Annotated in this window: 21 protein-coding genes; 9 read left to right on the forward strand and 12 right to left on the reverse strand. The window is 65.0% G+C overall.

The window, feature by feature from the left end; genetic code table 11:
- Positions 1-20 precede the first annotated feature (20 nt).
- From GRI40_RS02690 to GRI40_RS02700, 3 genes are all read right to left on the reverse strand, one after another.
- Positions 21-611 carry a NuoB/complex I 20 kDa subunit family protein gene (locus GRI40_RS02690; RefSeq protein WP_237488977.1) on the reverse strand — a complete coding sequence of 197 codons (591 nt, stop codon included), beginning with the start codon at positions 609-611 and terminating at the stop codon, positions 21-23.
- The gene (gene ndhC / locus GRI40_RS02695; protein WP_160609912.1) at positions 602-976 is read right to left on the reverse strand and encodes an NADH-quinone oxidoreductase subunit A; all 375 of its coding nucleotides are present in this window, start codon (positions 974-976) and stop codon (positions 602-604) included. Before ndhC ends, GRI40_RS02690 begins: the two co-directional genes overlap by 10 nt.
- A 129-nt stretch (positions 977-1,105) precedes the next feature.
- The gene (locus tag GRI40_RS02700) at positions 1,106-2,536 is read right to left on the reverse strand and encodes a coniferyl aldehyde dehydrogenase (protein WP_160609913.1); all 1,431 of its coding nucleotides are present in this window, start codon (positions 2,534-2,536) and stop codon (positions 1,106-1,108) included.
- A gap of 167 nt (positions 2,537-2,703) precedes the next feature.
- On the opposite strand from GRI40_RS02700, the gene GRI40_RS02705 reads away from it, so the two are divergent.
- Positions 2,704-3,900, forward strand: coding sequence for an acetyl-CoA C-acyltransferase (locus tag GRI40_RS02705; protein WP_160609914.1), 1,197 nt, complete (start codon positions 2,704-2,706; stop codon positions 3,898-3,900).
- Positions 3,901-3,923: 23 nt separating this feature from the next.
- On the opposite strand, the gene GRI40_RS02710 is transcribed toward GRI40_RS02705, so the two are convergent.
- Positions 3,924-4,388 (reverse strand): SH3 domain-containing protein, encoded by a 465-nt coding sequence (locus tag GRI40_RS02710; protein WP_160609915.1) that lies wholly within the window; start codon positions 4,386-4,388, stop codon positions 3,924-3,926.
- An 88-nt stretch (positions 4,389-4,476) separates the two neighbouring features.
- On the opposite strand from GRI40_RS02710, the gene GRI40_RS02715 reads away from it, so the two are divergent.
- Positions 4,477-5,484, forward strand: a complete 1,008-nt coding sequence (locus tag GRI40_RS02715; RefSeq protein WP_160609916.1) for a 2-hydroxyacid dehydrogenase — start codon at positions 4,477-4,479, stop codon at positions 5,482-5,484.
- A 3-nt stretch (positions 5,485-5,487) separates the two neighbouring features.
- Here the strand turns inward: GRI40_RS02715 and GRI40_RS02720 are convergent, their stop codons facing one another.
- From GRI40_RS02720 to GRI40_RS02745, 6 genes are all read right to left on the reverse strand, one after another.
- Complete coding sequence (locus GRI40_RS02720) at positions 5,488-6,894, reverse strand: NAD(P)H-dependent flavin oxidoreductase (RefSeq protein ID WP_160609917.1); 1,407 nt, start codon at positions 6,892-6,894, stop codon at positions 5,488-5,490.
- A gap of 31 nt (positions 6,895-6,925) precedes the next feature.
- Positions 6,926-7,669 (reverse strand): class I SAM-dependent methyltransferase, encoded by a 744-nt coding sequence (locus GRI40_RS02725; RefSeq protein WP_160609918.1) that lies wholly within the window; start codon positions 7,667-7,669, stop codon positions 6,926-6,928.
- Entirely contained in the window at positions 7,666-8,793 is a 1,128-nt protein-coding gene (gene prfB / locus GRI40_RS02730; protein WP_160609919.1) for a peptide chain release factor 2, read from the reverse strand. Before prfB ends, GRI40_RS02725 begins: the two co-directional genes overlap by 4 nt.
- A gap of 65 nt (positions 8,794-8,858) precedes the next feature.
- Positions 8,859-9,404: a peroxiredoxin gene (locus GRI40_RS02735; RefSeq protein WP_420006858.1), complete on the reverse strand. Its 546-nt coding sequence runs from the start codon at positions 9,402-9,404 to the stop codon at positions 8,859-8,861.
- A 27-nt stretch (positions 9,405-9,431) separates the two neighbouring features.
- Entirely contained in the window at positions 9,432-11,948 is a 2,517-nt protein-coding gene (locus tag GRI40_RS02740) for a penicillin-binding protein 1A (RefSeq protein ID WP_160609920.1), read from the reverse strand.
- Between the two features lie 53 nt (positions 11,949-12,001).
- Positions 12,002-12,874 (reverse strand): N-acetylmuramoyl-L-alanine amidase family protein, encoded by an 873-nt coding sequence (locus tag GRI40_RS02745; RefSeq protein WP_160609921.1) that lies wholly within the window; start codon positions 12,872-12,874, stop codon positions 12,002-12,004.
- Positions 12,875-13,329: 455 nt separating this feature from the next.
- Here GRI40_RS02745 and GRI40_RS02750 point away from each other — a divergent pair, with 455 nt between their 5' ends.
- Together GRI40_RS02750 and GRI40_RS02755 are read left to right on the forward strand one after the other, a co-directional pair.
- Entirely contained in the window at positions 13,330-16,116 is a 2,787-nt protein-coding gene (locus GRI40_RS02750; RefSeq protein WP_160609922.1) for an Rne/Rng family ribonuclease, read from the forward strand.
- A gap of 99 nt (positions 16,117-16,215) precedes the next feature.
- Positions 16,216-17,037, forward strand: a complete 822-nt coding sequence (locus GRI40_RS02755) for an NTP transferase domain-containing protein (RefSeq protein WP_160609923.1) — start codon at positions 16,216-16,218, stop codon at positions 17,035-17,037.
- Here GRI40_RS02755 and GRI40_RS02760 read toward each other — a convergent pair.
- A complete protein-coding gene (locus tag GRI40_RS02760; protein ID WP_160609924.1) occupies positions 16,998-18,326 on the reverse strand; it encodes a lipopolysaccharide biosynthesis protein in 1,329 nt (442 codons plus the stop codon). The two genes, GRI40_RS02755 and GRI40_RS02760, sit on opposite strands and share 40 nt — an antisense overlap.
- A gap of 116 nt (positions 18,327-18,442) precedes the next feature.
- Here GRI40_RS02760 and GRI40_RS02765 point away from each other — a divergent pair, with 116 nt between their 5' ends.
- Both GRI40_RS02765 and GRI40_RS02770 read left to right on the forward strand, forming a co-directional pair.
- The gene (locus GRI40_RS02765; protein WP_160609925.1) at positions 18,443-19,576 is read left to right on the forward strand and encodes a hypothetical protein; all 1,134 of its coding nucleotides are present in this window, start codon (positions 18,443-18,445) and stop codon (positions 19,574-19,576) included.
- Positions 19,573-20,766: a hypothetical protein gene (locus GRI40_RS02770; protein ID WP_160609926.1), complete on the forward strand. Its 1,194-nt coding sequence runs from the start codon at positions 19,573-19,575 to the stop codon at positions 20,764-20,766. Before GRI40_RS02765 ends, GRI40_RS02770 begins: the two co-directional genes overlap by 4 nt.
- On the opposite strand, the gene GRI40_RS02775 is transcribed toward GRI40_RS02770, so the two are convergent.
- Positions 20,750-21,526 (reverse strand): haloacid dehalogenase-like hydrolase, encoded by a 777-nt coding sequence (locus tag GRI40_RS02775; RefSeq protein WP_160609927.1) that lies wholly within the window; start codon positions 21,524-21,526, stop codon positions 20,750-20,752. The genes GRI40_RS02770 and GRI40_RS02775 overlap by 17 nt on opposite strands.
- Between GRI40_RS02775 and GRI40_RS02780 the strand changes: the two genes are divergently transcribed.
- From GRI40_RS02780 to zapE, 3 genes are read left to right on the forward strand one after another with little or no spacing between them, the layout of a single operon-like run.
- Positions 21,519-22,301, forward strand: a complete 783-nt coding sequence (locus GRI40_RS02780) for a succinate dehydrogenase iron-sulfur subunit (RefSeq protein WP_160609928.1) — start codon at positions 21,519-21,521, stop codon at positions 22,299-22,301. The two genes, GRI40_RS02775 and GRI40_RS02780, sit on opposite strands and share 8 nt — an antisense overlap.
- A 6-nt stretch (positions 22,302-22,307) precedes the next feature.
- Positions 22,308-22,763, forward strand: coding sequence for a PaaI family thioesterase (locus tag GRI40_RS02785; protein WP_337190475.1), 456 nt, complete (start codon positions 22,308-22,310; stop codon positions 22,761-22,763).
- Positions 22,760-23,875 (forward strand): cell division protein ZapE, encoded by a 1,116-nt coding sequence (zapE, locus tag GRI40_RS02790; RefSeq protein ID WP_160609929.1) that lies wholly within the window; start codon positions 22,760-22,762, stop codon positions 23,873-23,875. The genes GRI40_RS02785 and zapE overlap by 4 nt, the downstream gene beginning before the upstream one ends.
- The last annotated feature ends 6 nt before the right edge of the window (positions 23,876-23,881 follow it).

Consider the following 23,881-nt stretch of genomic DNA (forward strand, 5'->3'; position numbering starts at 1 on the left):
AGGATGTAGAACCGGGGACGTCACCGCTCGATCGTCCCCTGACGGCGTATCTTTCGCTGGAGCTGCATCACGCCATAGAGCAGCGCCTCGGCCGTCGGGGGGCAACCCGGGACATAGATGTCCACCGGCACGATCCGGTCGCACCCACGCACCACGGAATAGCTGTAATGGTAATAGCCGCCGCCGTTCGCGCAGCTGCCCATCGAGATCACGTACTTGGGATCCGACATCTGGTCATAGACCTTGCGCAGCGCCGGGGCCATCTTGTTGCACAGGGTGCCGGCGACGATCATCACGTCCGACTGGCGCGGAGATGCGCGCGGCGCCACGCCGAAGCGCTCCATGTCGTAACGCGGCATGTTGACGTGGATCATCTCCACCGCGCAGCAGGCGAGGCCGAAGGTCATCCACCAGAGCGAGCCCGTGCGGGCCCACTGGAACAGTTCTTCCGTGGAGGTGACGAGGAACCCCTTGTTGTCGAGCTCGGTCGTGAGCGCGTTGGCATAGCTCGCATCCGGGTGCAGCACCGGGTTGTTGGCCGGACCGCTCGCGGTGCCGGCCGCCGGGTTGGCGAGCACGTGGCTGAGCGCCGGCTGTTCGTTCAATCCCATTCGAGCGCGCCCTTCTTCCATGCATAGGCGAGGCCGATCGCCAGTTCGCCCAGGAACACCATCATGGTGATCCAGCCCGGCCAGCCGGTGAGGTCCAGGCTGACCGCCCAGGGGAACAGGAACGCCGCTTCCAGGTCGAAGATGATGAACAGGATCGCCACGAGGTAGAATCGCACGTCGAACGGTTCGCGCGGATCCTCGAAAGCGGGGAAACCGCATTCGTATTCGCTCAGCTTGTCGGCCGTCGGATTGTGCGTGCCGGTCAGGCGCGAAACGCCCATCGGCAGGAACACGAACAGCGCCGAAAGCCCCAGGGCGATGCCCAGGAAGATCAGGATTGGCAGGTACTGCGAAAGGTCGACCAACGGGCTGACTCGATTGCTTGGGGGTTCGTGCGCGCCTCTAGGCCGGGGTGCCGCATGGCGCAAGGCCGGGTCCCACCAAAAATCCCCCAGGCTCCGCCGAATTCCGTGCCGCGGTATGGCCGGCCCGACTTATTTCATCATCATCCGCGCCGCCTTGACCGCGGCGGGGCCATAGGGCGGCTTCATTCCCCCCAGCTTGGCGATGTCGACCCTGGGCTGGGTATAGATGCTGCGGGCGTGGCTGAATTCGCGGAATCCTTCCACCCCGTGATAGCTGCCCATGCCCGATGGGCCCACGCCGCCGAACGGCAGGTCTTCCATGGAGACATGGAACAGCACGTCGTTCACCGTCACCCCGCCCGAAATGGTGCGCGTCAGCACCTCTTCACGCTCCGCCGCATCATCACCGAAGTAGTAGAGGCCAAGCGGCCGGTCGTGCGCGTTCACGTGTGCGATCGCCTCTTCCACCGCCTTGTAGGTCTTGACCGGCAGCACGGGCCCGAAGATCTCCTCCTTCATCGCGTCCATGTCGTCGGTAACGTTGCGCAGGATGGTCAGCGGCATCTTGCGCGCGTTGGACTGGCTGAAGTCTTCGTCCGCCGGGTTGATCTCCAGCACCTCGGCACCCTTCGCCCGCGCGTCTTCAACCAGGCCCTTCAGCCGATCGAAGTGCCGGTCGGAGATGACGCTGGCATAATCTTCGTTGGCAAGAAGGCTGGGATACATGTTGCGCACGCCAAGCTCCACGGCGGCGACCGCGCCCTCCTCCATGTCGGCCGGGACATAAAGGTAATCGGGCGCCAGGCAGATCTGCCCCGCGTTCATCATCTTGCCGAGCGCAATCCGCTCGCCCGCCTTTTCGAGGTCCGCGCTGCGCCCCAGGATCGCAGGGGACTTGCCGCCGAGTTCCAGGGTGACGGGCACCAGGTTCTTCGCCGCGGCTTCCATCACCTTGCGCCCGGTCTGGGTCGAACCGGTGAACACTAGGTGGTCGAACGGCAGCTCCGAAAACGCGTGCGCCACCTCGGGGCCGCCGGTCACCACCACGCATTCGTCAGCACCGAAGCGCGCGGCGACGAGTTCGGCCAGCAGGTCGCTGGTCCGTTCGGTGAATTCGCTCGGCTTCAGCATCGCCCGGTTGCCGGCCGCGAAGACCTGCATCAAGGGTCCGAAGCTGAGGTTGACCGGGAAATTCCACGGACTGAGGATGCCGATCACCCCCTTGGGCTCGTAGCGCAGCTCCGCCCGGGCGCCCAGCAGGCCGAGCGGAAACTGCACCTTGCGCCGTTCGGTGCGCGACCACTTGTAGATGTTCTTGAGGCAGTATCGGCCAAAACCTACGGTGCCGGCAATGTCGGTGATCATCGACTGGTGCGGGCTGCGGTTGCCGAAATCGGCAGCCATCGCGCGGCACAGTTCCTCGCCGTTTTCCTTCAGCAGCGCGATGGCCCGCTCGATCCTGTCGCGGCGCGCGGAGAGCGGCTCAGGCCGGGCAGCGGTGAACGCGGCGCGCTGCTTGCCCAGAATGCCGACGAGTTCGGCGTGTCGATTGTCGGCCATGATTCCTCCGCGGGTTTCTGTTTGCCACCGGCTAGGGCGATAAGGTGCGCCTTGGCAAGCGTGCGCCCGCGCGTTCTAGTGCGCCGGAGGACCAAGTCGGCACTCGGATTGCCATTACCGCAGTGCAGCATTAGATCGCCCGGCAAAGCCCACAGAAAGGCCCGTCCATGTCCACGTTTTCCGCCGCCGATCCCGTCGTCATCCTGTCCTACGCGCGCACGCCGATGGGCGGGATGCAGGGCGCCCTGGCCGATGTCCCGGCAACCGATCTCGGCGCCACGGCGGTGAAAGCCGCGGTGGAGCGGGCCGGCGTCGCAGGCGCCGATGTGGAGCGAATCTACATGGGCTGCGTACTGCCCGCCGGCCTCGGCCAGGCGCCCGCTCGCCAGGCCGCGCTAAAGGCAGGGCTGCCGAAATCCGTCCAGGCGACGACGGTGAACAAGGTGTGCGGCAGCGGGATGCAGACCGTGATCATGGCGAGCGAGGCGCTGGCCGCGGGCACTATCGATCTTGCCATCGCGGGCGGCATGGAGAGCATGACGAACGCGCCCTACCTTTTGAAGAAGCACCGGTCCGGCGCACGCATCGGGCACGACACGGCTTATGATCATATGTTCCTCGACGGGCTGGAGGATGCCTACGACGCGGGCCGCGCGATGGGGACGTTCGCACAGGATACCGCCGACGAATACCAGCTTACCCGCGAGGCGCAGGACGATTACTCGGTGGAATCGCTGCGCCGCGCCAATGCCGCGATCGGCAACGGCGGCTTCGCGGACGAAATCGTCCCGGTAACGGTAAAGGGCCGCAAGGGCGATACGATCGTCGACACCGACGAACAGCCGCCCAAGGGCAATCCGGAGAAGATCCGCGCCCTGCGCGCCGCTTTCGCCAAGGAAGGAACGATCACCGCCGCCTCGTCCAGCTCGATCAGCGACGGTGCCGCCGCAGTGGTTCTGGCGCGCGAGAGCGTGGCGAGGGACAAGGGCCTCGCCCCAGTCGCGCGGATCGTCGCCATGGCCGCCCACGCGCAGGAGCCGAAGGATTTCACCACCGCACCCGTCGGCGCGATCACGAAGGTGCTGGAAAAAGCCGGCTGGTCGAAGGACGATGTGGACCTGTTCGAGATCAACGAGGCCTTCGCCTGCGTCGCCATGTTCGCGATGAGCGATCTCGGCCTGGCGCATGACAAGGTCAACGTGCACGGCGGCGCCACGGCGCTGGGCCACCCGATCGGGGCCAGCGGCACGCGGATCATCGTCACCTTGATCAATGCGCTGCGGCAGAAGGGCCTGAAGCGCGGTGTCGCCTCGCTGTGCATCGGCGGCGGCGAGGCGACGGCAGTCGCCCTCGAACTGGTCTGAAGGGCCGAACCGCCCGACGGGGCTCAGGGCGTGCCCGAGCCCCAGACGCGGTCGGCGCGGATAAAACCGCTGCGGCCGCCCACAGCGATCTCGCACCATCCCTTCGCGCAGTTGTCGAGCTTGCCGACGACGCCCGGCTCCGCATTCCAGCGGAGTTGTGCGGAGTCGGACGGCTTGGCGCGAATGGCGGCGAGGCCTTCGCCGACGACGATCCCGCCATGGTCCTTGCTCAGCAGGTTCGCCGTGACCCAGCCTTCGTCGCCGGCGGGATCGCGCACCAGGCGCCATCCTTCGTGCACGCGCACCACCTTCAGCGGCAGGCCGGCCCGCTTGTACACCCAGCGCACGGGGAAATCCCGCCCCGGCCCCGCTCGCATGTTGAGCGTCTCGGCCTTGATCGATGCCCAATAGGGCACCTCCCGTTCCTGCGCGGCGGCGGGAACGGCGAGTGCGGCGGCAACGGCAGCAGTAACGGCAAGTGATCTCATGACTCTCGTCGATAACCCCCAACCCCCGACTGCTTCAAGCGTGGAGCGCTTGACCATGTCGGGTCGTTCACCCTAGCCAATCCCTGCGATGAGCGACAGCCCCACCCCGCGCCGGACCGCCAAGCCGAAAGTGGTCGTCACCCGCCACCTGCTGCCGTCGGTTGAGGAACGGATGTGCGAGCTTTTCGACACGACCCTCAACCCGGCAGACACGCCGCTTTCGCGCGATGAGCTGGTGAGCGCCGTACAGACCGCCGACGTTCTGGTTCCCACCGTCACGGACCGCATCGACGCCGCGCTGATCGATGCGGCCGGCCCGCAACTCGGCCTCATCGCCAGCTTTGGCGCGGGGGTGGATCACATCGATCTAACCGCAGCGCGAGCGCGGCGGATCATCGTCACCAACACGCCAGGCGTCTTTACGGAGGACACCGCCGACCTGACGATGGCGCTCATAATCGGCGTGTTGCGGCGCCTTCGCGAAGGAACATCGCTGATTCGCCGCGGCGAATGGAGCGGCTGGGCGCCGTCCGCGCTGCTCGGACGGAAGCTGTCCGGCAAAGTGCTCGGGATCGTCGGGATGGGCCGCATCGGCCAGGCGGTGGCCTTCAGGGCCCGGGCCTTCGGGCTCACGATCAGATATCACAACCGCCATCGCCTGCCCCAGGCCGTGGAGAGCATGTTCGGAGCGGAATTCGTCGAAAACCTGGACGACCTGCTGGGCCAATCCGACGTGGTCACGCTGCACTGCCCCGCCAACGCATCGACGCATCGCATGATCGATGCGGGCCGCATTGCGGCGATGCGACCGGGCGCCGTGCTCATCAACACAGCGCGCGGTGACCTCGTCGACTACGAAGCACTGATCCAGGCGCTTGAGGCCGGTCGCCTCGGCGGCGCAGGGCTTGACGTATTTCCGGAAGAGCCTCGGGTTGATGCCCGGCTTGTCGCCCTCCCCACCGTCATCGCGCAACCGCACATTGGCAGCGCGACCGTGGAAGGGCGGGAAGCGTCCGGCGAGAAGGTGATCGCCAACATCCGCTTCTGGGCGGACGGCCATCGGCCCCCCGATCAGGTGCTGGAGGGTCTGGTCTAGCGCTCAGTCCCCGGTCAGGATGCGGTCCACCAGTTCCTTCACCGTCGGCGTGAAATTGTTGGAATAGAACGGATCCTGCTTGAACCGGTAGGCCGCGTGGCCGGCGAACATAAGGTTGTTTTCTACCGGTCCGCCGTGGGCGATATCCTGCAACGTCTTCTGGATGCAGAAGCTCCGCGGGTCGGCGAGGCGCCCGGTGGTGTAGTCGTCGTGGTCCTTCCAGCTCGAGAACTGACAGTGGCTGAGGCAGCCCATGCAGTCCTTCTGGTCCTTGCGGATCTCGTCGCGGCTGGCGGGGGTCACGTAAACGATCGTGTCGTCGGGCGTCTTCAACGCTTCGGTATAGCCTTGCGCGAACCAGGCGCAGGCCCGCTCGTAATCGGCGGGCGCGACCCAGAAGTTCTTGCCGCGGACCCCGACATCGAGCTGGCGGACATGCTCCCCTGCCTCGACGCGGCTGTAGGGAATCTGGCGTTCGGACCGGCGGATCAGGTCCCACAAGAAATCGGTCTTCACGGCCGAGGAATAGAACCCGGTGGGCGAAAACTTGTGCAGCAGCACGTCGCCTTCCTCCAGCGTGCGCAGCGCATCCTTCCACCCTTGCGGGATCGGGCTTTCCTGCGTCAGCAAGGGCCGAGTGCCGAACTGGAACACGATCTTGCCGAGTTCGGGATTGTCGATCCAGTCGTTCCATTCGCGCAGGAACCAGACGCCGCCGGCCATGACGATGGCGGTGTCCTCGCTGACCCCTTCGGCCCGCATCGTATCGCGCAGCGCCTTGACGCGCGGATAGGGGTCTTCCGGCTTCAGCGGATCTTCCGCGTTCGACAGGCCGTTGTGCCCACCCGCCAGCCACGGGTCCTCATAGACGACCGCCGCCATAAGGCCCGGCACCTTGCTGTAGCTGCGCTTCCACAGCGCCCGGAATGCGCGCGCGGAACTGACGATCGGGAGGTAGTGCACGTTGTAGCGCTGGGCGATTTCGGCCAGCTTGTAAGGCATTCCCGCGCCGCAGGTGACGCCCGTCACCAGGCCCGGCGTCTGCTCCAGCACGCCTTCGAGCACTTCCTGCGCGCCGCCCATTTCCCACAGCACGTTGACGTTGATCGCGCCGTTGCCGCCGGCGATCTCGTGTGCACGGCGCACCTGCTCCACCGCGCCGTCGATGGCATAGCGGATCAGTTGCTGATGCCGCTCGACGCGTGTCAGCGCGTCGTAAACCTGGGGGACGATCTTGCCTTCTGCATCATAGCTGTCGGCATTGACCGCGCTCACAGTGCCGATGCCCCCGGCGGCGGCCCATGCGCCGGAACTGAGATGATTCGTCGCCGACACACCCTTGCCGCCTTCGACGAGCGGCCAAACCTCGCGCCCGCCGTAAAGAATCGGTTGCAAACCCTTGAATGCCATGAGGTGTAACGTCGCTCCCTTTGGGGTGTAGTCAGCCGACGGCGGAATTGCCCACGTCGGCGACTTGCCGGCACGGCTTGATCGCCTGTGGCTCCGGCCTCGTAGCCGCTCGCGTGAATTGTGCATAGTACCCGGCCAGCTCCGGCGCGTTCCTGAATGCGTCGAGCGTGAAGCCGACACGTTCGAACTCGCATGTCAGCAGCATCGGCGGGATTCCGTGTTCGTTGGTCGGGCGGTCGACATCAACCACGATCACCTTTCCACCTTCGCGCAAGGCCGGCCACAGGCGCCAGAGAAACGCGTAAGGTTCCTGCACCTCGTGGTACATATGCACCATGAACACCCGGTCGAAGCTGTTGGCCGGGAGCCTGGGGTCGTCTGCGGTGCCCAGGCGGATGGACACATTTTCCAGCCGTTCGCGCTCGACACGCTGGCCCAGCCTGGACAGGGCGTCGCGATCGATGTCCTGCGCGAGCACCCGGCCTTCGCTGCCGACCTTTTCGGCGAGCCGGACGGTGTAGTATCCTTCGCCGGCGCCCAGATCGGCCACCGTCATGCCGGGCGCGATCTCCGCCAGATCCATCACCTTCTGCGCTTCGCCCACGCTGTCGCGCTGCGTCTCGGTGGAAAACTGGTTCGCGCCGAGATCGGACACGGGCCGTTCGGCACGGGGAAAATCCTGCGCCGTTTCGGGCCGGCTTTCATCGGCCTGCCCGGCCCACTGACAGGCACCGAGAACGGCGGCGAGGATGAGCGCGAGCGGGATACGCGTCAATCGACGTCCTCCACGTCCACCGCCTCGCCCGTGACGCGCTGCGCGAGCGCGGCGGAAATGAACGGATCGAGCGCCCCATCGAGGACATCGTCCGGCGACGGCGAAGTGTGGCCCGTGCGCAGGTCCTTCACCATCTGGTACGGCTGGAGGACATAGCTGCGAATCTGGTGCCCCCATCCAATATCGCTCTTGCTTGCATGCTCGGCATTCGCAGCTTCCTCGCGGCGCCGCATCTCCTCCTCGAACAGGCGCGCCTTCAGCATGTTCATCGCGATTTCGCGGTTCTTGTGCTGGCTTCGATCGATCTGGCTGGCCACGATGATCCCGCTCGGCACATGGGTGATGCGCACGGCGGAATCGGTCGTGTTCACGTGCTGGCCGCCGGCGCCGCTGGCACGGTAGGTGTCGATCTTCAGGTCCGCCGGGTTCACCTCGATCGAGATGTTGTCATCGATCACCGGATAGACCCACACCGAACTGAAGCTCGTGTGCCGGCGGGCGCTGCTGTCATATGGGCTGATGCGGACGAGCCGGTGAACCCCGCTTTCCGTCTTCGCGTAGCCATAGGCGTTGTCGCCCTTGATGAGCAGGGTAGCGCTCTTGATCCCTGCCTGGTCGCCCGAGTGGTAATCGACAAGGTCGACCTTGAAGCCCTTGCGCTCCGCCCAGCGGGTGTACATCCGCTGCAGCATCTCGGCCCAGTCCTGGCTCTCGGTGCCACCCGCGCCGGCGTGGATTTCGAGATATGTATCGTTGCCGTCCGCTTCGCCCGACAGCAGTGCCTGCACCTTGTCTGCGTCGGCCCGCTCGGCAAGGCGCGCCAGGGTGCTGAGGCCCTCCGCCTCGATATCGGCGTCACCTTCGGCTTCGCCCATCTCGACGAATTCGACCGCGTCGGCCATCTCGGACGAAATTTCGCGCACGGTGCCGATCGCTGCGTCCAGTTTGCGCCGCTCGCGCATGACGGCCTCCGCCTGCTTGGGATCGTCCCACAGCTTGGGATCCTCCACCCGGGCGTTCAGCTCGTCGAGCCGGCGCAGGGCGCGGTCCCAATCGAGCGACTGGCGGACAAGCGCGAGGGCGGCATCGATACGTTGGATATGGGCCTGCCCTTCGGCACGCATGTCAGAACTCCAGCAGAATTGGCCCGCCGCTTAGCGAAGGGCGCGCGCGTGCGAAAGGGCGCGTATCAATGGTAGCGGCCGGCCTGCAGCTTCTTCACCGCAGCGAGGGTCAGGCGCACGTGATCCTTGTAGTCGAGATCGGAGTGCACGAACACGATCCGGCCTTTCTGATCGATCACATAACTGGTGCGTTCGGTCATGCCAGTGGCCTTGCCTTCGCGCACGAGAGCCGCCCGGTATGCCGACACGATCTTCGGGGTGGCCGACGCCACCGCAAACTTGTCGCGGCATTCCTCGCGGGAGAACCGGACAAGCGTCGCGATATCGTCGTTCGACATGCCGACGACCGTCGCGCCCCATCGGGCAAACTCGGGGGTCGCTTCGGCAAAGGCGTTGGCTTCCAGCGTGCACCCCTTCGTGAACGCCTTGGGGTAGAAATAAAGCACGACCGGCCCCTTCGCCAGCGCGGCGCGGAGGTTGAAGCCGCTCACCTTGCCGGCAAGCGCAGCCTGGGTGGAGAACAGCGGCGCTTTCGCACCCACCGGCAGCGCCGGAATGGCGGGGGCCGGCAGCAGCGCGATCGCGGCCACGAATAGCAGTTTCTTGATCACTGTCGTTCTCCCAGCCCGTCGCGTGCCTCAATAGATGCCGCCCTGCTCCTCGACGAAGTCGGCCTGCGGCGCCGCGCGCTGGCGCGTCGCCGCGGCCTGGGCGTTGGCCTGCCGCCCGCGCCGAATCATCTCCAGAATCTCGTTGCGCTTGGCTGCGACCGCGTCCTGCCGGGTCGCCCGCGGCGGTTCCGTGTCGGGCTTGAAGGCCTCCCAGATAACGGACGCCATCGGATCGTCGGTTGGCCAGGCGTCGAACACCCGCTTCCCGCTGCGCCGATCGATCCGGACCATCCGCACGCCCGCCGGCGCCACGAACGGTTCGTCGGACCACCGGTCGCGGGTCGCCTTGACGAAGTCGATCATCATCGGGCCGGCCGTGTTCCCGCCCTGCACCCACCCGCCCAGGTTCCGCGGCTTGTCATATCCGATATACATGCCGGCGATGAGGTCGGGACTACCGCCGACGAACCAGGCGTTGGTCGGGCCGGTGGTCGTGCCGGTCTTGCCGAACAGCGGCAGGCCGAGCGACCGCATCCTCACCGCCGTCCCGCGCTGGACAACGCCTTCGAGCATGTGGACGACCTGATACGCTGTGCGCGGATCCATGACCTGGCGGCCGGTCGGCTTGATCCGAGGCATGGCCTTGCCGTCCCATTCGGCCATGTTGCAGCCGTTGCACTCGCGCTTGTCCGCGCGCCAGATCACCTTGCCCCGCCGATCCTGGACATAGTCGATCAGGCTCGGGGTGTTGATCCGGCCGTGATTGGCGAGCGTGGCATAGGCGTTGACCATCCGCAGCACCGTGGTGTCGCCCGCACCGAGCGCGAACGCCGGATAGTTCTGGTACTTGCCGATACCCAGACGCTCGAACGTACGGGTGACATTTGGCATCCCGGCGTCCATCGCAATGTGCACGGTCATCAGGTTGCGGCTCTGCTCCAGCCCCCAGCGCATCGTGTGCACGCCGCCGCCGCCACCACCGAAATTGCGGAAGCATTTCTCGCCCAGTGCCGCCCCCTGGTAAAAGCAGTAGGCCTGGTCGGGCACTTCGGTGGCTGGCGTCATGCCGTGGTCAAGACCCGTCGAATAGACGAACGGCTTGATGGTGGAGCCGGGCTGGCGGAGTGCCTGAGTCGCGCGATTGAAGTCGCTGAGCCGGTGATCGAACCCGCCCTGCATGGCGAGCACCCGGCCGGTGAACGGTTCTTCGACCACGAAGCCACCCGAGACCTCGGGTACAGTGCGGACGGCATAGGAGTTACCGGTTGGCGCAGCGGCGATGACGTGGCCGGCGCGCAGCCCGTCCGGCAAGCCGGTAAGCGGAGCCGTGTCACCGTCCGAAAAGCCGATCGTCGCGCGCGAACCATCGCGGCGGGTGACGACGCCAACACGCCAGTCCCGGTAGCTGATGCCCAGCGGCGATGCGGCAAGCTGCGACTGCCAGGTGTCGTCGGACACGTCGATCGTGGCGATCGGCCCGGTCCACCCCTTCCCGGCGCTGTAACGCAGGATGCCCCCGCGAAGGGCGTCGCGAGCAGCCTCCTGCAGCTCCGGGTCGAGAGATGTCCGCACCCAGAGCCCCCCCGCGTAGACACTGTTCTTGCCGTCCTTGGCGGTTTCCCCGAACTTGCCCATCAGCTCGCGCCGCACTTCTTCGAGGAAATATCCCGCGTCGACCGAAGGGACCGTGGAACGCGCGGGCTTGAGGCCGAGCGGCTGCGCCTTTGCGGCCGCCCCTTCCTGCGCGGTGATGAAGTCGTTCGCGACCATCTGGTCGAGCACGAAATTCCGTCGCTCGATCGCCATGCCCTCGTTCTTCGAACGGCCATAGCGTTCCGGTGCCTTGGGCAGGATGGCGAGGAACGCCATTTCGTGCAGGTCGAGTTCGCCGACATCCTTCTGGAAATAGGCCCGCGCGGCGGCCTGTACCCCGAAGCTCCGGCGGCCCAGCGGAATCTCGTTGAGATAGAGCTCAAGGATTTGCGGCTTGGACAACACGCCCTCGATCCGCCGCGCAAGGATCATTTCCTTCAGCTTTCGCGTGACCGAGTACTCGTCGCCGAGCAGGATATTCTTTGCGACCTGCTGGGTAATCGTCGATCCGCCCACGGCGCGCTCGCCCGAACCGAACTTCGTCGCGTAGTCGAAAACTGCGCCCATCGTCCCGGTGATGTCCACGCCTCCGTGAGTGAAGAACGTCTTGTCCTCGGCGGCGAGGAACGATTCGATCAGTTCTTGCGGGAAGTCGGCATACTGGAGCTGGACTCGCCGCTCGCGCGCATAGGAATGCACGATGTCCCCTTCGACGCCGCGCACGATCGTGGGCAGCGGAGGTTCGTAATCGAGCAGCGTTTCGGCATCCGGCAAGTCATGGGCTAGAAACGCCCACAGCAGGATCAGCGCGAGAAACCCCGTCCCAAGGATGCCGACGATCCAGCGAAATCTCCGGCTGCCTTGCCAACTGCGACGAAACCAGGCGGCCGCCCCACGAGTGTCGCGGCGGATGCGGTAACGGATGTGCTGCAATGTGGAAGTATCGGCCATGGTCGCGCCCGCGCTTAGCATGCGCCTTCCCCCACGCGCCAGCCCCGCGAAGGCTATCGCACGTCCGATTGCCGCGCGAAATATATGCTGACCGCGCGCGCAAGCACCTGAGCGAAGGCCTGCTGCCCCGCAGGCGATGCCAGGCGCTCGGCGTCGTCGGGATTCGAGATGAACCCCGCTTCGTATAACACGGACGGCACGTCCGGTGCCCGCAGAACAGCCAGGGCAGCCGAGCGCCGGGTTTCCGGGTGGAATTGCAAGATGCCGCGCCCTTCGCGCTGGATCAGGCGCGCGAACGCGGCGCTGTCGTTCTGCGCCCCGCGCTGCGCAAGGTCGACAAGGATGCTGTTCACCGTGTCGCTTTGTTCCGACAATCTGACGCCGTTAACCGCGTCCGCTGCATTTTCCCGCGCGGCGTAACGTGCTGCCGTCGCGCTGGAGGCCTCTTCGGACAGGACGTATATGCTCGACCCGCTGATCGCATCTGCTTCACCGGCAGAATCGGCATGGATCGAAAGAAAAAGGTCCGCCCCAAGATCGCGGGCGATCGCGGAGCGTTCGCCGAGCGCAAGGAAGCGATCGTCTTCGCGCGTCATTGCCACGCGCGTGCCGCCGCGTCGGATGAGCTCTTCACGAAGTGCCGCCGCGAGCGCAAGAACCAGGTCCTTTTCCTGAAATCCCATTGCAGTCGCGCCAGGGTCGTGCCCTCCGTGTCCCGCATCGATTACGATCAAGGGCCGGGAACGATCGGGCGGACCAAGGACGCGCGGCAGATCCGCGCGCTCGCCTGCAGGCGGCAGCTCGAAACGCAACACGTAATCGCGGCCCAGTGCGGGCACCGCGAGCGCGAGCCAGGCCGCAAGAATGGCAGCCATCACGAGCACGGGCGCGAGCAGGAACAGGGAGAGTTGGGCGCGCCGCGACATCGTGTTGCGGGAGTTAATGCCTCAACACCTGTCCGCGCAATATAGTTGCCGTTCGCTACCCCCGGTGCTAGCACTCGGCCCAATCGGGGCGAGCAGCCTCCGCGCCTCGCTTGTCGCCGGATTTCGCGGCATGCAGACTGGAGCCGACCCGATGCCCGGCCCTGCATTCGCAGCGGCCTTTACCAGGTTGACGCAAGCGATGAGCCTACCCACCCCGCAGTACCTGACGCCGCCGGATGGCGGACGCGCGGTCTGCGGCGACCGGACGGCGCAATCGGCGCCTTCGCACATCCTTGCAGACACATCTTCCCGGCCCGCCGCGGTTACGCGCGCGTGCCGGTTCGCATCCGCCATTCGGGCTGACATCCCGAACGGCTTTTCAACAACAGCACGCGCGCATGGCATCCGGTCCGCAGGACCAGGGGCTGCATCGCCGCGCGTACGGAGAATTCACAATGGCAACGCGCATGCTTATCGATGCGCGCCACCCGGAAGAAACCCGGGTGGCGGTGCTTCAGGGTAACCGGATCGAAGAATTCGATTTCGAATCTGCCGAACACAAGCAGATCAAGGGCAATATCTACCTTGCCAAGGTTACCCGGGTAGAACCCAGCCTGCAGGCCGCCTTCGTCGATTTCGGCGGCAATCGGCATGGCTTCCTCGCGTTCAGCGAAATCCATCCGGATTACTACCAGATCCCGAAAGAGGATCGTGACCAGCTGCTCGCCGAAGAGGCCGAGGCGGCAGAAGAAGAAGCGAAGCTTCGCGCCGAGGAGGAAGAGGAAGGCCACGCGCCAGGCGACGAGTACGACGCCGACGATGAAACCGGCGAATCGCTCGTCGAGGAAATCGCCGAAGACGGGGTGGAGGAAATCGACACTTCGGAGAAGGATGAGGTCGCCACCATCGAGGACGGCCATTACGAAAACGGCAGCGACATCGGTGACGTCGATCAGGACGATGACGACAGCGTCGGGGATAGCGATGACGACGCCAATCGCGGCGAAAACGGCCGTTCGCGCGGCCGGGATCGCGCGCGCCGGCAGGGCAAGGGTCGCAGCCGGGCGAAGGAAGTGGACGAAGTCCGCGCCAAGCGCATGGCGCTACGCCGCCGCTACAAAATCCAGGACGTGATCCAGCGTCGCCAGGTCCTTCTGGTCCAGGTCGTCAAGGAAGAACGCGGCAACAAGGGCGCCGCCCTGACGACCTACCTCAGCCTGGCCGGACGCTATTGCGTGCTCATGCCGAATTCCAGCCATGGGGGCGGCATCAGCCGAAAGATCAGCTCGGCCGCCGACCGCAAGCGATTGAAGACCATCGTCAGCGACCTCTCGCTTCCGCGCTCGATGGGCCTGATCGTCCGCACGGCGGGCCTCCAGCGCACGAAGCCGGAGATCAAGCGTGATTTCGACTACCTTGCCCGCCTGTGGGACGAGATTCGCGAAAACACACTCAAGTCGGTCGCGCCGGCGCTCATCCATTCGGACAGCGATCTGATCAAACGCGCCATCCGGGATATCTATAACAAGGAGATCGAGGAGGTCGTGGTCGAGGGCGAGGACGGTTACCGTTCAGCACGTGAGTTCATGAAGCTGCTCATGCCGAGCCATGCCCGCAAGGTGAAGGCGTACAGCGATCCCGTTCCCCTGTTCCAGCGCTTCGGGGCCGAAGATCAGCTTCGCGCGATGTACGACCCGGTCGTGCAGCTCAAGAGCGGCGGCTATCTCGTCATCAACCCCACCGAGGCGCTGGTGTCGATCGACATCAACTCGGGCCGCTCGACGAAGGAGCATGGGATCGAGGCGACTGCGGTCAACACCAATATCGAAGCTGCGCGCGAGATCGCCCGCCAGCTTCGCCTGCGGGATATGGCCGGGCTGGTCGTGATCGACTTCATCGACATGGAATACGGGTCGAATATCCGTAAGGTCGAGAAGGCGATGAAGGATGCCCTGCGCAACGATCGCGCACGCATCCAGGTCGGCCGAATCTCCGGCTTTGGCCTGATGGAAATGAGCCGCCAGCGTCTGCGCACCGGCGTGCTCGAGGCCACGACGCGCGAGTGCCCGCACTGCGACGGCACCGGGCTTGTCCGCACGGCATCGAGCGCCGGGCTTTCCGCCCTGCGTCTGATCGAGGACGAGGCCGCCCGCGGCAAGGGCACCATGATCAGCCTCTATGCCTCCACGGAAGCGGCGGTCTACTTGCTGAATGCCAAGCGGTCCGACCTCGCGGAGATCGAGGACCGTTATGGCGTGAAGGTCGAAGTCCTGCCGGAAGGCGAAGATGAAGGCGCCAAGATGCGCGTCGCGAGCAGTGGGCCTCGCCCCGCCAGCTTGCCCAAGTTCGCACCCATCGTCGACGACATCGAGGACGACCATTTCGACGATGAGGACGAACTCGCCGAGGACGAGAATGTCGCCGACAATGGCGAGATTTCCGGCGAGCAGGATGGCGATGATCGTGGTCGCAAGAAGCGCCGCCGCCGGCGCGGGGGCCGAAACCGCCGCGATCGCGATGATGGCGAGAACGGCGCTCGCGCAATTGAAGAGAGCGACGACGAATCGTCCGATACCGACACCGGCGACGAGGGCGAGGCTGGCGAGCGGCCTGAAAATGATGAAGACGATGCGGATCGCCCGCGTAAGCGGCGCCGCCGCGGCGGCCGGCGTCGGCGGGGCCGTGAGCGCGAAGACGGCGATGCGGAAGAAACGGTCAACACGGATATTACCGAAGAACTGGCCGCAACAGTCGCAAGCCAGTTGACCGAGGACGTAGCTGTCGTCGCGGATCCGGAGGACGCCGCTCCCGCAGCCGAACCTGTGGCCGAGGACAAACCCAAGCGCCGCACCCGCCGGAAAAAGGACGACATCCCGGCCGATGCCGCGATCCCGGTCACGGACGAGCAGACACCTCAGGAGCCAGCACCGGCCCCGGAAGAAAAGCCGAAGCGGACGCGCCGCAAGAAAGTCGATCCGGCTGATGCGGGCGGGCCCGGCGCCGACGAGACAGTAGTCGACGGCGCGGTGCCCGAGGCACCTGCCAAACCCCGGCGGACGCGCGCGCGCAAGGCCGCGACCGATGCAGCGGCTGAACCGAGCGTACCGGCGCAAGCTGCAGAATCGACAACAGCAGACCCGGTCACGGCTCCCGCGGCCGAGCCCGCCGGTCAGGTGGCAGAGACCGCGAATGAAGCTCCGCCAGCAAAGCGCGGCTGGTGGCAGCGCACATTCGGCGAATAGCTCCTTGTCGAGTTTCGCCGGCGGGACGGTACCTGATGGGTGCTTGCCCGCCGGCGAACGCCCTTTCATGCCGATGCTGAAGGCCCGGGCGCAGCGCGAATGACCAGGCCTGTTACCGCCCTCGTCCTCGCCGGCACGCGGCCAGGACCGGACCCGCTCCTCGCGGGCACCGGCCTGTCAAGCAAGGCTCTCTTCCAGGTTGGCGGTCGGCCGATGCTGGCCCATGTGCTCGAAGCCTTGACCGAATCGTCCCGCGTGGGGTCGATCATCGTTATAGCGCAGGATACCCGCGATCTTAGGAAGGACACCGCGCTGTCCGCGTGGGCAGCTTCGGTCGAATGGCGCGATTCGTCCGGCTCCATCGCCGACGCGGTCGAATTCCAGCTACGCCGCGTTGACGCGCCTCTGTTCGTGACAACCGCCGATAACGTCCTCTTGACGGCCGACATGATCGCGCAATTTCTCGACGGCGCCGCCGGCAACGACGTCGCGGCTGGTCTCGTCGAACGACGCCTGGTGGAGGCAGCGGGATTTTCATCCGCGCGCACCTGGCTCAAGTTCCGTGGGGGAAACTGGTCGGGCGCCAATGTTTTCCGATTGAGCGGACGCAAGGCCCTGCCCCTCGTGTCATTCTGGCGTTCGCTGGAGCAGGACCGCAAGAAGGGCATGAAGATCGTCGGCGCGATGGGGCCGGCCCTACTCCTCGCGGCCATCCTTCGCTTGATCGACATTCACAGTTTCGCGGCCCGCATCGGCAGACGCTTCAGCCTGTCAGCCAAGGTCGTGCCGATGCAGGCCGCAGAAGCGTGCATCGATGCAGACAAACCCGCCGACATCCCGGTGATCGAGGCGATACTGAAAGACCGCGCGGCGCGCGCCGATCACTCTTCCCCCGCCGCCATCTCACGTAACACGAAATAGCACATGGCGCTGAGCGCGGCGTAGCTTGCGGCCATCCCGCCGGCCACCACCCAGCCGACCGCGACGGGCCCGTGATCGACGAACAGCACGATGCCCAATGCGATCGCGCCCACCGCGAGCAGACGCCCGTAGAGCGGATATATCGTATGGCCCGAGGCGTGGAGCACGGGTTCGTAGGTCACGCTGGCGAGTTCGAACGCGGCCCCCAGCGACAACGGAATGAGGATGGCCCCGCCCCGGGCGAAGGCACCGCCGCCAATCAGGCCAAGCAGTTGCGGTCCTAGCAAGGTTGACAGCGCCACGACCGAAACCCCCGCCACCAGCACCATGACGTTGATCTGCCGGATCAGCTTGCGGAAGGCTTCGCCGGACGCGCTGTGGCGTTGACGGTTGACCTCCGGATAAAGCGACTGGGCAATCAGGGTGGTGAGCTTGGACAGCCCTTTGGCGAGCTGGTCGGCGATGCGGTAAACCCCAGCAGCGCTGGTCCCGAGGAAATAGCCGACTGCGAGGAGCGGCCCTTGCTGAAGCACGGCAACGACCGATGTGCTGAGCGAATTGATACCGAGGAAACGCACGATACCCGGGTGTTCGGCAAGCGTGGTGCGCCAGTCCATAGCGTGGGACAGGCGAAGGGCGGTCCCTCCCGCGCGCCAGGCGACGAGCCACAGCAGAAGCGCGGTCGCAATCTCGATCACCGCCCAGGCAAGCAGGAATCGCTCGACCGATGCCCCGCTCAACCAGATCGCGACCGCTGCGCCCAGGCGCGCAGCCGGCGTCACCGCACCGACCCAGACAGCCAGGTCATACCGGTCGAGCACGCGCAGGATTCCCACCGCCGCCGATCCACGCGCCCAGATAAGCGCGCACACGAAGAGGAACGCGGGGTCGATATATGCGGGATTGAGGTCAAGGGCGGCGCCGAACACGTAGAACACGATGGCGGCGAGAAGGCAGCCACCTATGGCACCCGAAAAATCGATCAGGGCGCCCAGGACTGCGAGCCTGCCAAACCGGTCCCAAGCCCCCGAGACTGTCAAGGGCGCGCCAAAACGGACGATCGTTTGCCAGGTCTGGAAACCCGCTATGGCAACGAACGCCTGAGCGGTGCCGAAAATCAGCGAGAAGTGGCCGAAATCCTTGATCCCCAGCGAGCGGGCCTGGATGGCCAGGTACACGAGACTGCAGACAGCACCGAAGCCCTTGCCGCCCAAGAGCCAGCCGATATTCTTGAGAACACGGCGAAAACCGGCATCCGCATGTTCAAGGTTTTCCGCCGGCTCCCCCATTGCGGGCCGAATTGGCGGAGTTTGTCGATCGGCACAATAGGGTTCACCCACCGTCAATCGCCCCGTGAACGGCGCACGATTGTCAATCCGCGCGCCATACCGCATGAGCGCCTTCGATGAGGATCGCGTTCGTGTTCATCGCCGAGGCCTACCAGGTCTATCACGGTGCCGCGGTGCTGTTCGAACTCATGGCACGGCCTGGAGTGTCGGTGGACGTCTTCCACCTCGACCCCGCGACGCCCGCCCAACTTGACCGACTAGCCCGGGCGCACGGCGTTTCGGCGGTGCCGTCGACGCCCCTCGACGCGGGCCTGATAGGCGGGGCTATCCGGAGCATGCGGATCTTCGGTCTTGCCAAGCCACAGGTCATGGCGCGGAACGAGGCCCTGTTGCGGGGATATGATGCGATTGTTTCCACCGAAGATGGGATCACGCGCCTGTTTGAAGGCGAACCGGAAGATGCACGCCCCCGGCGCATCCTGCTGACTCACGGCCCCGCGCAACGCAAGGTCCCTTCGCATGCCAACCGCATTCACTGCGACCTGATCCTGGTGAAAGGCCCGGCCGACGTAAGTGCCTATCTGCGGGATGGCCTGAGCCGCGAAGGGCATATCGCCGCGGTCGGGTATCCAAAATTTGTGACTACCGCGCTACTGGCGGATCACACACCGCGACTGTTTGAGAACGATAATCCCACCGTCCTCTACAATTCGCACAAGGACCGAAGCTTGCGAAGCTGGGACGTGTTCTTCGAACCGATGATGGAAACCTTCCGCTCCAATCGCGGGACAAATCTGATCGTGGCTCCGCACGTAAAGCTGTTCAGGCGCAGAAGCGAATCCGTCCGCCGGAACCTGCGGGCACGCAGTGACTGCACCATCCTGGTCGACCCCGGATCCGACCGTTCACTCGACAACACTTATAGCGAAGCGGCCGACATTTATGTGGGCGATGTGAGCAGCCAGGTGTTCGAATTTGTTGCCCGGCCCCGCCCCTGCGTGTTCCTCAACCCACATCGCGTCAAGTGGAAGGGCAATCCGCATTTTAGCGCGTGGGAGCTTGGCGAGGTGATCGAGCGCCCGGACGAACTCAAGGACGCAATCGAACGGGCACCGACGCTGCATCCAGAGTTTATCGAGCGGCAAAAGCAAGCGGCTAAGGGGGCGCTTGGCGATACGGGCCCGCAGTCGGTCATCCGCAGCGCGGACCTCATCTTGCGTTACCTGGCAGAGGGGCGGGTCGATCCATGAGCGGGATTGCCAGCAAGCCCCGTCCACGCGTGCTGTTCCTGTTCAACCACGATGCCGCGCACCAGGCCGCGCACGTGGCCGGCATCATGGCGGAACTGACCGCGAACTATCCGGCGTTTGAAGTCATCGCGGCGTTCGGCACGGCGGAAATCGCATCCCGCGTGCGCCAGCTGATCGGGGAAGATGCGGCCCGAGGGGTCAGCTGGGCCGACCTGTCGTTGCCAGGGGCGCTGGATGCCGCGCTTTCCGCGCCGAACCGGATCGCTCCGCTGAAGCGATTGGCGCGGCTCCGATATCACATGCCGCTTTTCGCTACGGTCGACGCGGTGGTTTCTCCCGAGCGGACCTGCCTGATGGTGCGGCGCGTCTTGCGAAAGAAAATGGGAAACAGCGCCCCGCGGTTCGTATTCGTGCCGCACGGCGCAGGCGATCGGAACGTGACCTATCACCCGGCACTGTCGCAGTTCGATCACTACCTCGTCAGCGGGCAGAAGGTCGTGGACGAATTAGTGCGGCACGGTCTCGCGACGGAAGACCAATGCCGGGTGGTCGGTTATGCAAAGTTCGACACGGTCACGCGGAAACCTGACGCACGCCTGTTCGCCAACGATCTTCCCACAATCGTCTACAACCCCCATTTCGATCCCTGCCTGTCGTCGTGGTACGATCAGGGACCTGCACTGCTGGAGACCGCGGCGCGTCAATGGGATCGCTTCAACCTCGTCTTCGCGCCGCATGTCATGCTGTTCCGGAAATCATTGCACGTTTCGCTGGAATACCGGACCGCGCGGAAGCGTCCGCCAATCCCTCGGATTGCCCTGGAGGCACCGAACATCCACGTCGACGTCGACAGTCCGCGCCTTTTCGACATGACTTATACCGCGGCCGCAGACATCTACCTCGGCGATGTGAGCAGCCAGGTGTACGAGTTCCTGCGCGAGCCCGGCACATGCATATTCCTGGACGCGGCGCGCCAGGGGCCCGCTGCATATCAGTTCTGGCAGAATGGCCCGGTGGTGACCCAGGCGGCGGATGTCTGGCCATTGGTGGAGCGCTGGGGAGACCTCGCGCAGGAGTATCGTTCCACGCAGGAGCGCCTGTTTCACTACACGATGGATATCGATCCCGCGCGGACCGCGTCTGAGCGCGGTGCGGACGCTTTGGCTGAGCTGTTCAGCGCGCCCAGTTGACGATCTCGCCTTTCCAGCCCCTGCCGCGTGCGCGGCGCTTCTCACGATCGCTCGATACCACGAGGACCGGCTCTGTCGCGCGTGCAAAGAGCGGGCCATCGGCAAGCGAGTCGCTGTAGAACGCGATGTCCGCGCCAACGTCATCCGCGGCACTGTCTGCCAGCCACGCTTCGAAGCGTTCGCGCTTGACGCGACCGTAGCAGTTGCCCCCCGGAATTCGCTGGCCGTCCCAGTCGGTGCCGACCAGATGTTCGATCCCAAGCTCTTTGGCGAACCCCTTCGCGTAGAATGCGAAGGCGGCGGTCGCGATGACGATTTTCGCGCCCGCCTTGCGTTCGGTTTCGAGCGATCGCAAGGCACCCGGTGCCATTCCCCCACGCTCGACCCGGCGCCGGGCGAACCGTGCGCCCATGCGTTCCAGTTCCGCCACTGCCGTGTCGCCGAGCATGAGGCGCATGCCGAACCGTTTCAGCGCCGTGCGGCTGCACAGGCCCATGCGGTACCCGGCCATGGCCGCGACCCAGACGGGCGACAATGCGAGTCGCCACGGCGCGCGATGCCACGCGGCATAGAGAAGGAACGGCGTGAAAGTGGCGCGCCTGGTCAGGGTCCGGTCGAGGTCGTAGATCGCGATGCGCATCGGCTCGCCGCTAGGGCCGGCATGGACGCGGTGCAAGAAGCGCACGCCCTTGCCACCCGGCGGCAAGCCGCTAGAGAAGCGGCAAATCGTTTCCGCGAGGATCACGGCGCCGATGGCCACCTTCACGCTTCCCAAGAACTCCACGATCACCGGCAAGGGCCGCGCACACAAGGCCATGGGCGGTGCGCGGATCAAGACGTTCAAAATCTATCGCTTCGACCCCGATAGCGGGGAAAACCCACGGTACGACACGTTTGAAATCGATCTCGATGACTGCGGGCCGATGGTCCTCGACGCCCTGATCAAGATCAAGAACGAGATCGATCCCACGCTCACCTTCCGTCGTTCTTGCCGCGAAGGAATCTGCGGTTCGTGTTCGATGAACATGGACGGCAAGAACGGTCTGGCCTGCACCACCGCCATCGAAGACCTCAACGGCGAAGTGCGGATTACGCCGCTGCCGGCCATGCAGGTCATCAAGGACCTGGTGCCGGATTTCACTCACTTCTACGCCCAGTACGCTTCGATCCGGCCCTGGCTGCAGACGGTGAGTCCCACGCCGAGCGGCAAGGAGCGCCTGCAGAGCCCCGAACAGCGCGAGAAGCTGGATGGGCTTTACGAATGCATCCTGTGCGCCTGCTGCTCCACCGCATGTCCCAGCTATTGGTGGAATTCGGACAAATTCCTGGGACCGGCGATCCTGCTCCAGGCCTATCGCTGGCTCGCCGACAGCCGTGACGAGATGACCGGGGAGCGGCTGGAGCAGCTGGAAGACCCCTTCCGGCTTTACCGCTGCCACACGATCATGAACTGCTCCAACGTTTGCCCGAAGGGCCTGAGCCCGGCGAAAGCGATCGCCGAGATCAAGAAGATGCAGGTGGAAAAGCACGGCTGATACCGCGTGAGCGAGGTCGACCGCTTCTTCCGTTACCAGCCGATCGAGGATCGTCCGGGCTGGTACACCTGGGACATAATCGACCAAACGCGCTTCAACCACCTTGTCATGGGGCCGCTTATGGTCCGCGTCGAAGGTGACAGGTGCCGCCTGCGGATGCAGCCGGAGCGCAAGCATTCAAACCTGCAGGACATGATCCACGGGGCCGTAACCCTGGCGCTGATCGATATCTCCCTGTTCGCCGCCATGCGAACGCTTACGGGGAACGAAGGCGCGCGCGCCGTCACGCTGGAGCTATCTACGCAGTTCATCGGTGCGGGCGTTATGGATCGACCTCTCGATTCGGTGGTCGAGGTGCTGCGCGAGACGGGCCGGATGCTGTTCCTGCGCGGACAGGTTGAGCAGGGCGATCATCTCGTAGCCGCCTTTTCCGGGCTCGTCCGAAAGGCGATCAGCAGTTGAGCGGGGTGCTTGCGCGATATCATGCGCTCGTCGCGGCTGGTGAGTTGCGCGCGGATCCCGATCAACAACGCGCCGCCGTGGCGCTCGATGCCCTTCAGCGCAAACTGGAGGAGCCCCAGGCTGGCGGATTTCTCGGAAGGCTGCTTGGCCGCGTGCCTGCTTCTCCGCGTGGCTTGTACCTCTGGGGCGGGGTCGGCCGCGGCAAGTCGATGCTGATGGACCTTTTCGTCGATACGCTCTCCATCACGGAAAAGCGGCGCGTCCACTTTCACGCTTTCATGCTGGAGGTGGACGGCTTCATCCAGGAAGAACGGGCGAAAGAAGCAGGCGACCCAATCGGCCCGGTCGCGGCCCGCATCGCCTCCGACGTGCGCTGCTTGGCGTTCGACGAAATGGTCGTGAACAACACCGCCGATGCGGCGATCATGGCGCGGCTCTTCTCATCGCTGATCGTCGACGAAGGGGTGACCGTTGTCACAACCAGCAACCGCCCTCCCCGCGATCTGTACAAGGACGGGCTGAACCGATCGCTGTTCCTCCCGTTCATCGACCTCATCGAGCGACAGCTCGACATCATGCCCCTCGACGGCCCAGTCGATTACCGTCTCGACCGCCTCGCGGGACTGGACAGCTGGCATACCCCGCTGGGAGATGCTGCGACGGCCCAGGTGCGCGAAGCGTTCTTCCGGTTGACTGACTACAACCCCGAAGACGCGGAGCACGTCCCTAGCGGACAGCTTGATCTCGGCGGCGGGCGTACCTTGCATGTCCCCAAGAGCCTGAAGGGCGTGGCCGTCTTCAGTTTCAAGCGACTATGCAGCGACAATCGGGGCGCGGCCGATTATCTGGCGATCGCGCGAGCGTACCACACGGTCATTATCGTCGGCATTCCCATCATGGGACCCGAGAACCGGAACGAGGCGATTCGCTTCACAAAGCTGATCGACGCGCTCTACGAGCATAACGTCAAGCTTTTCGCTACGGCGGCGGCCGAGCCGGCCGCGCTCTATACGCAAGGCGACGGTCGCTTCGAATTCGATCGCACGGTCAGCCGGCTTGAGGAGATGCGCAGCGCCGACTACATGGCTCACGGCCACGGGGCCGAAGGCTGACCTGCA

It is taken from the genome of Tsuneonella aeria (genome assembly GCF_009827495.1).
Lineage (GTDB): Bacteria > Pseudomonadota > Alphaproteobacteria > Sphingomonadales > Sphingomonadaceae > Tsuneonella > Tsuneonella aeria.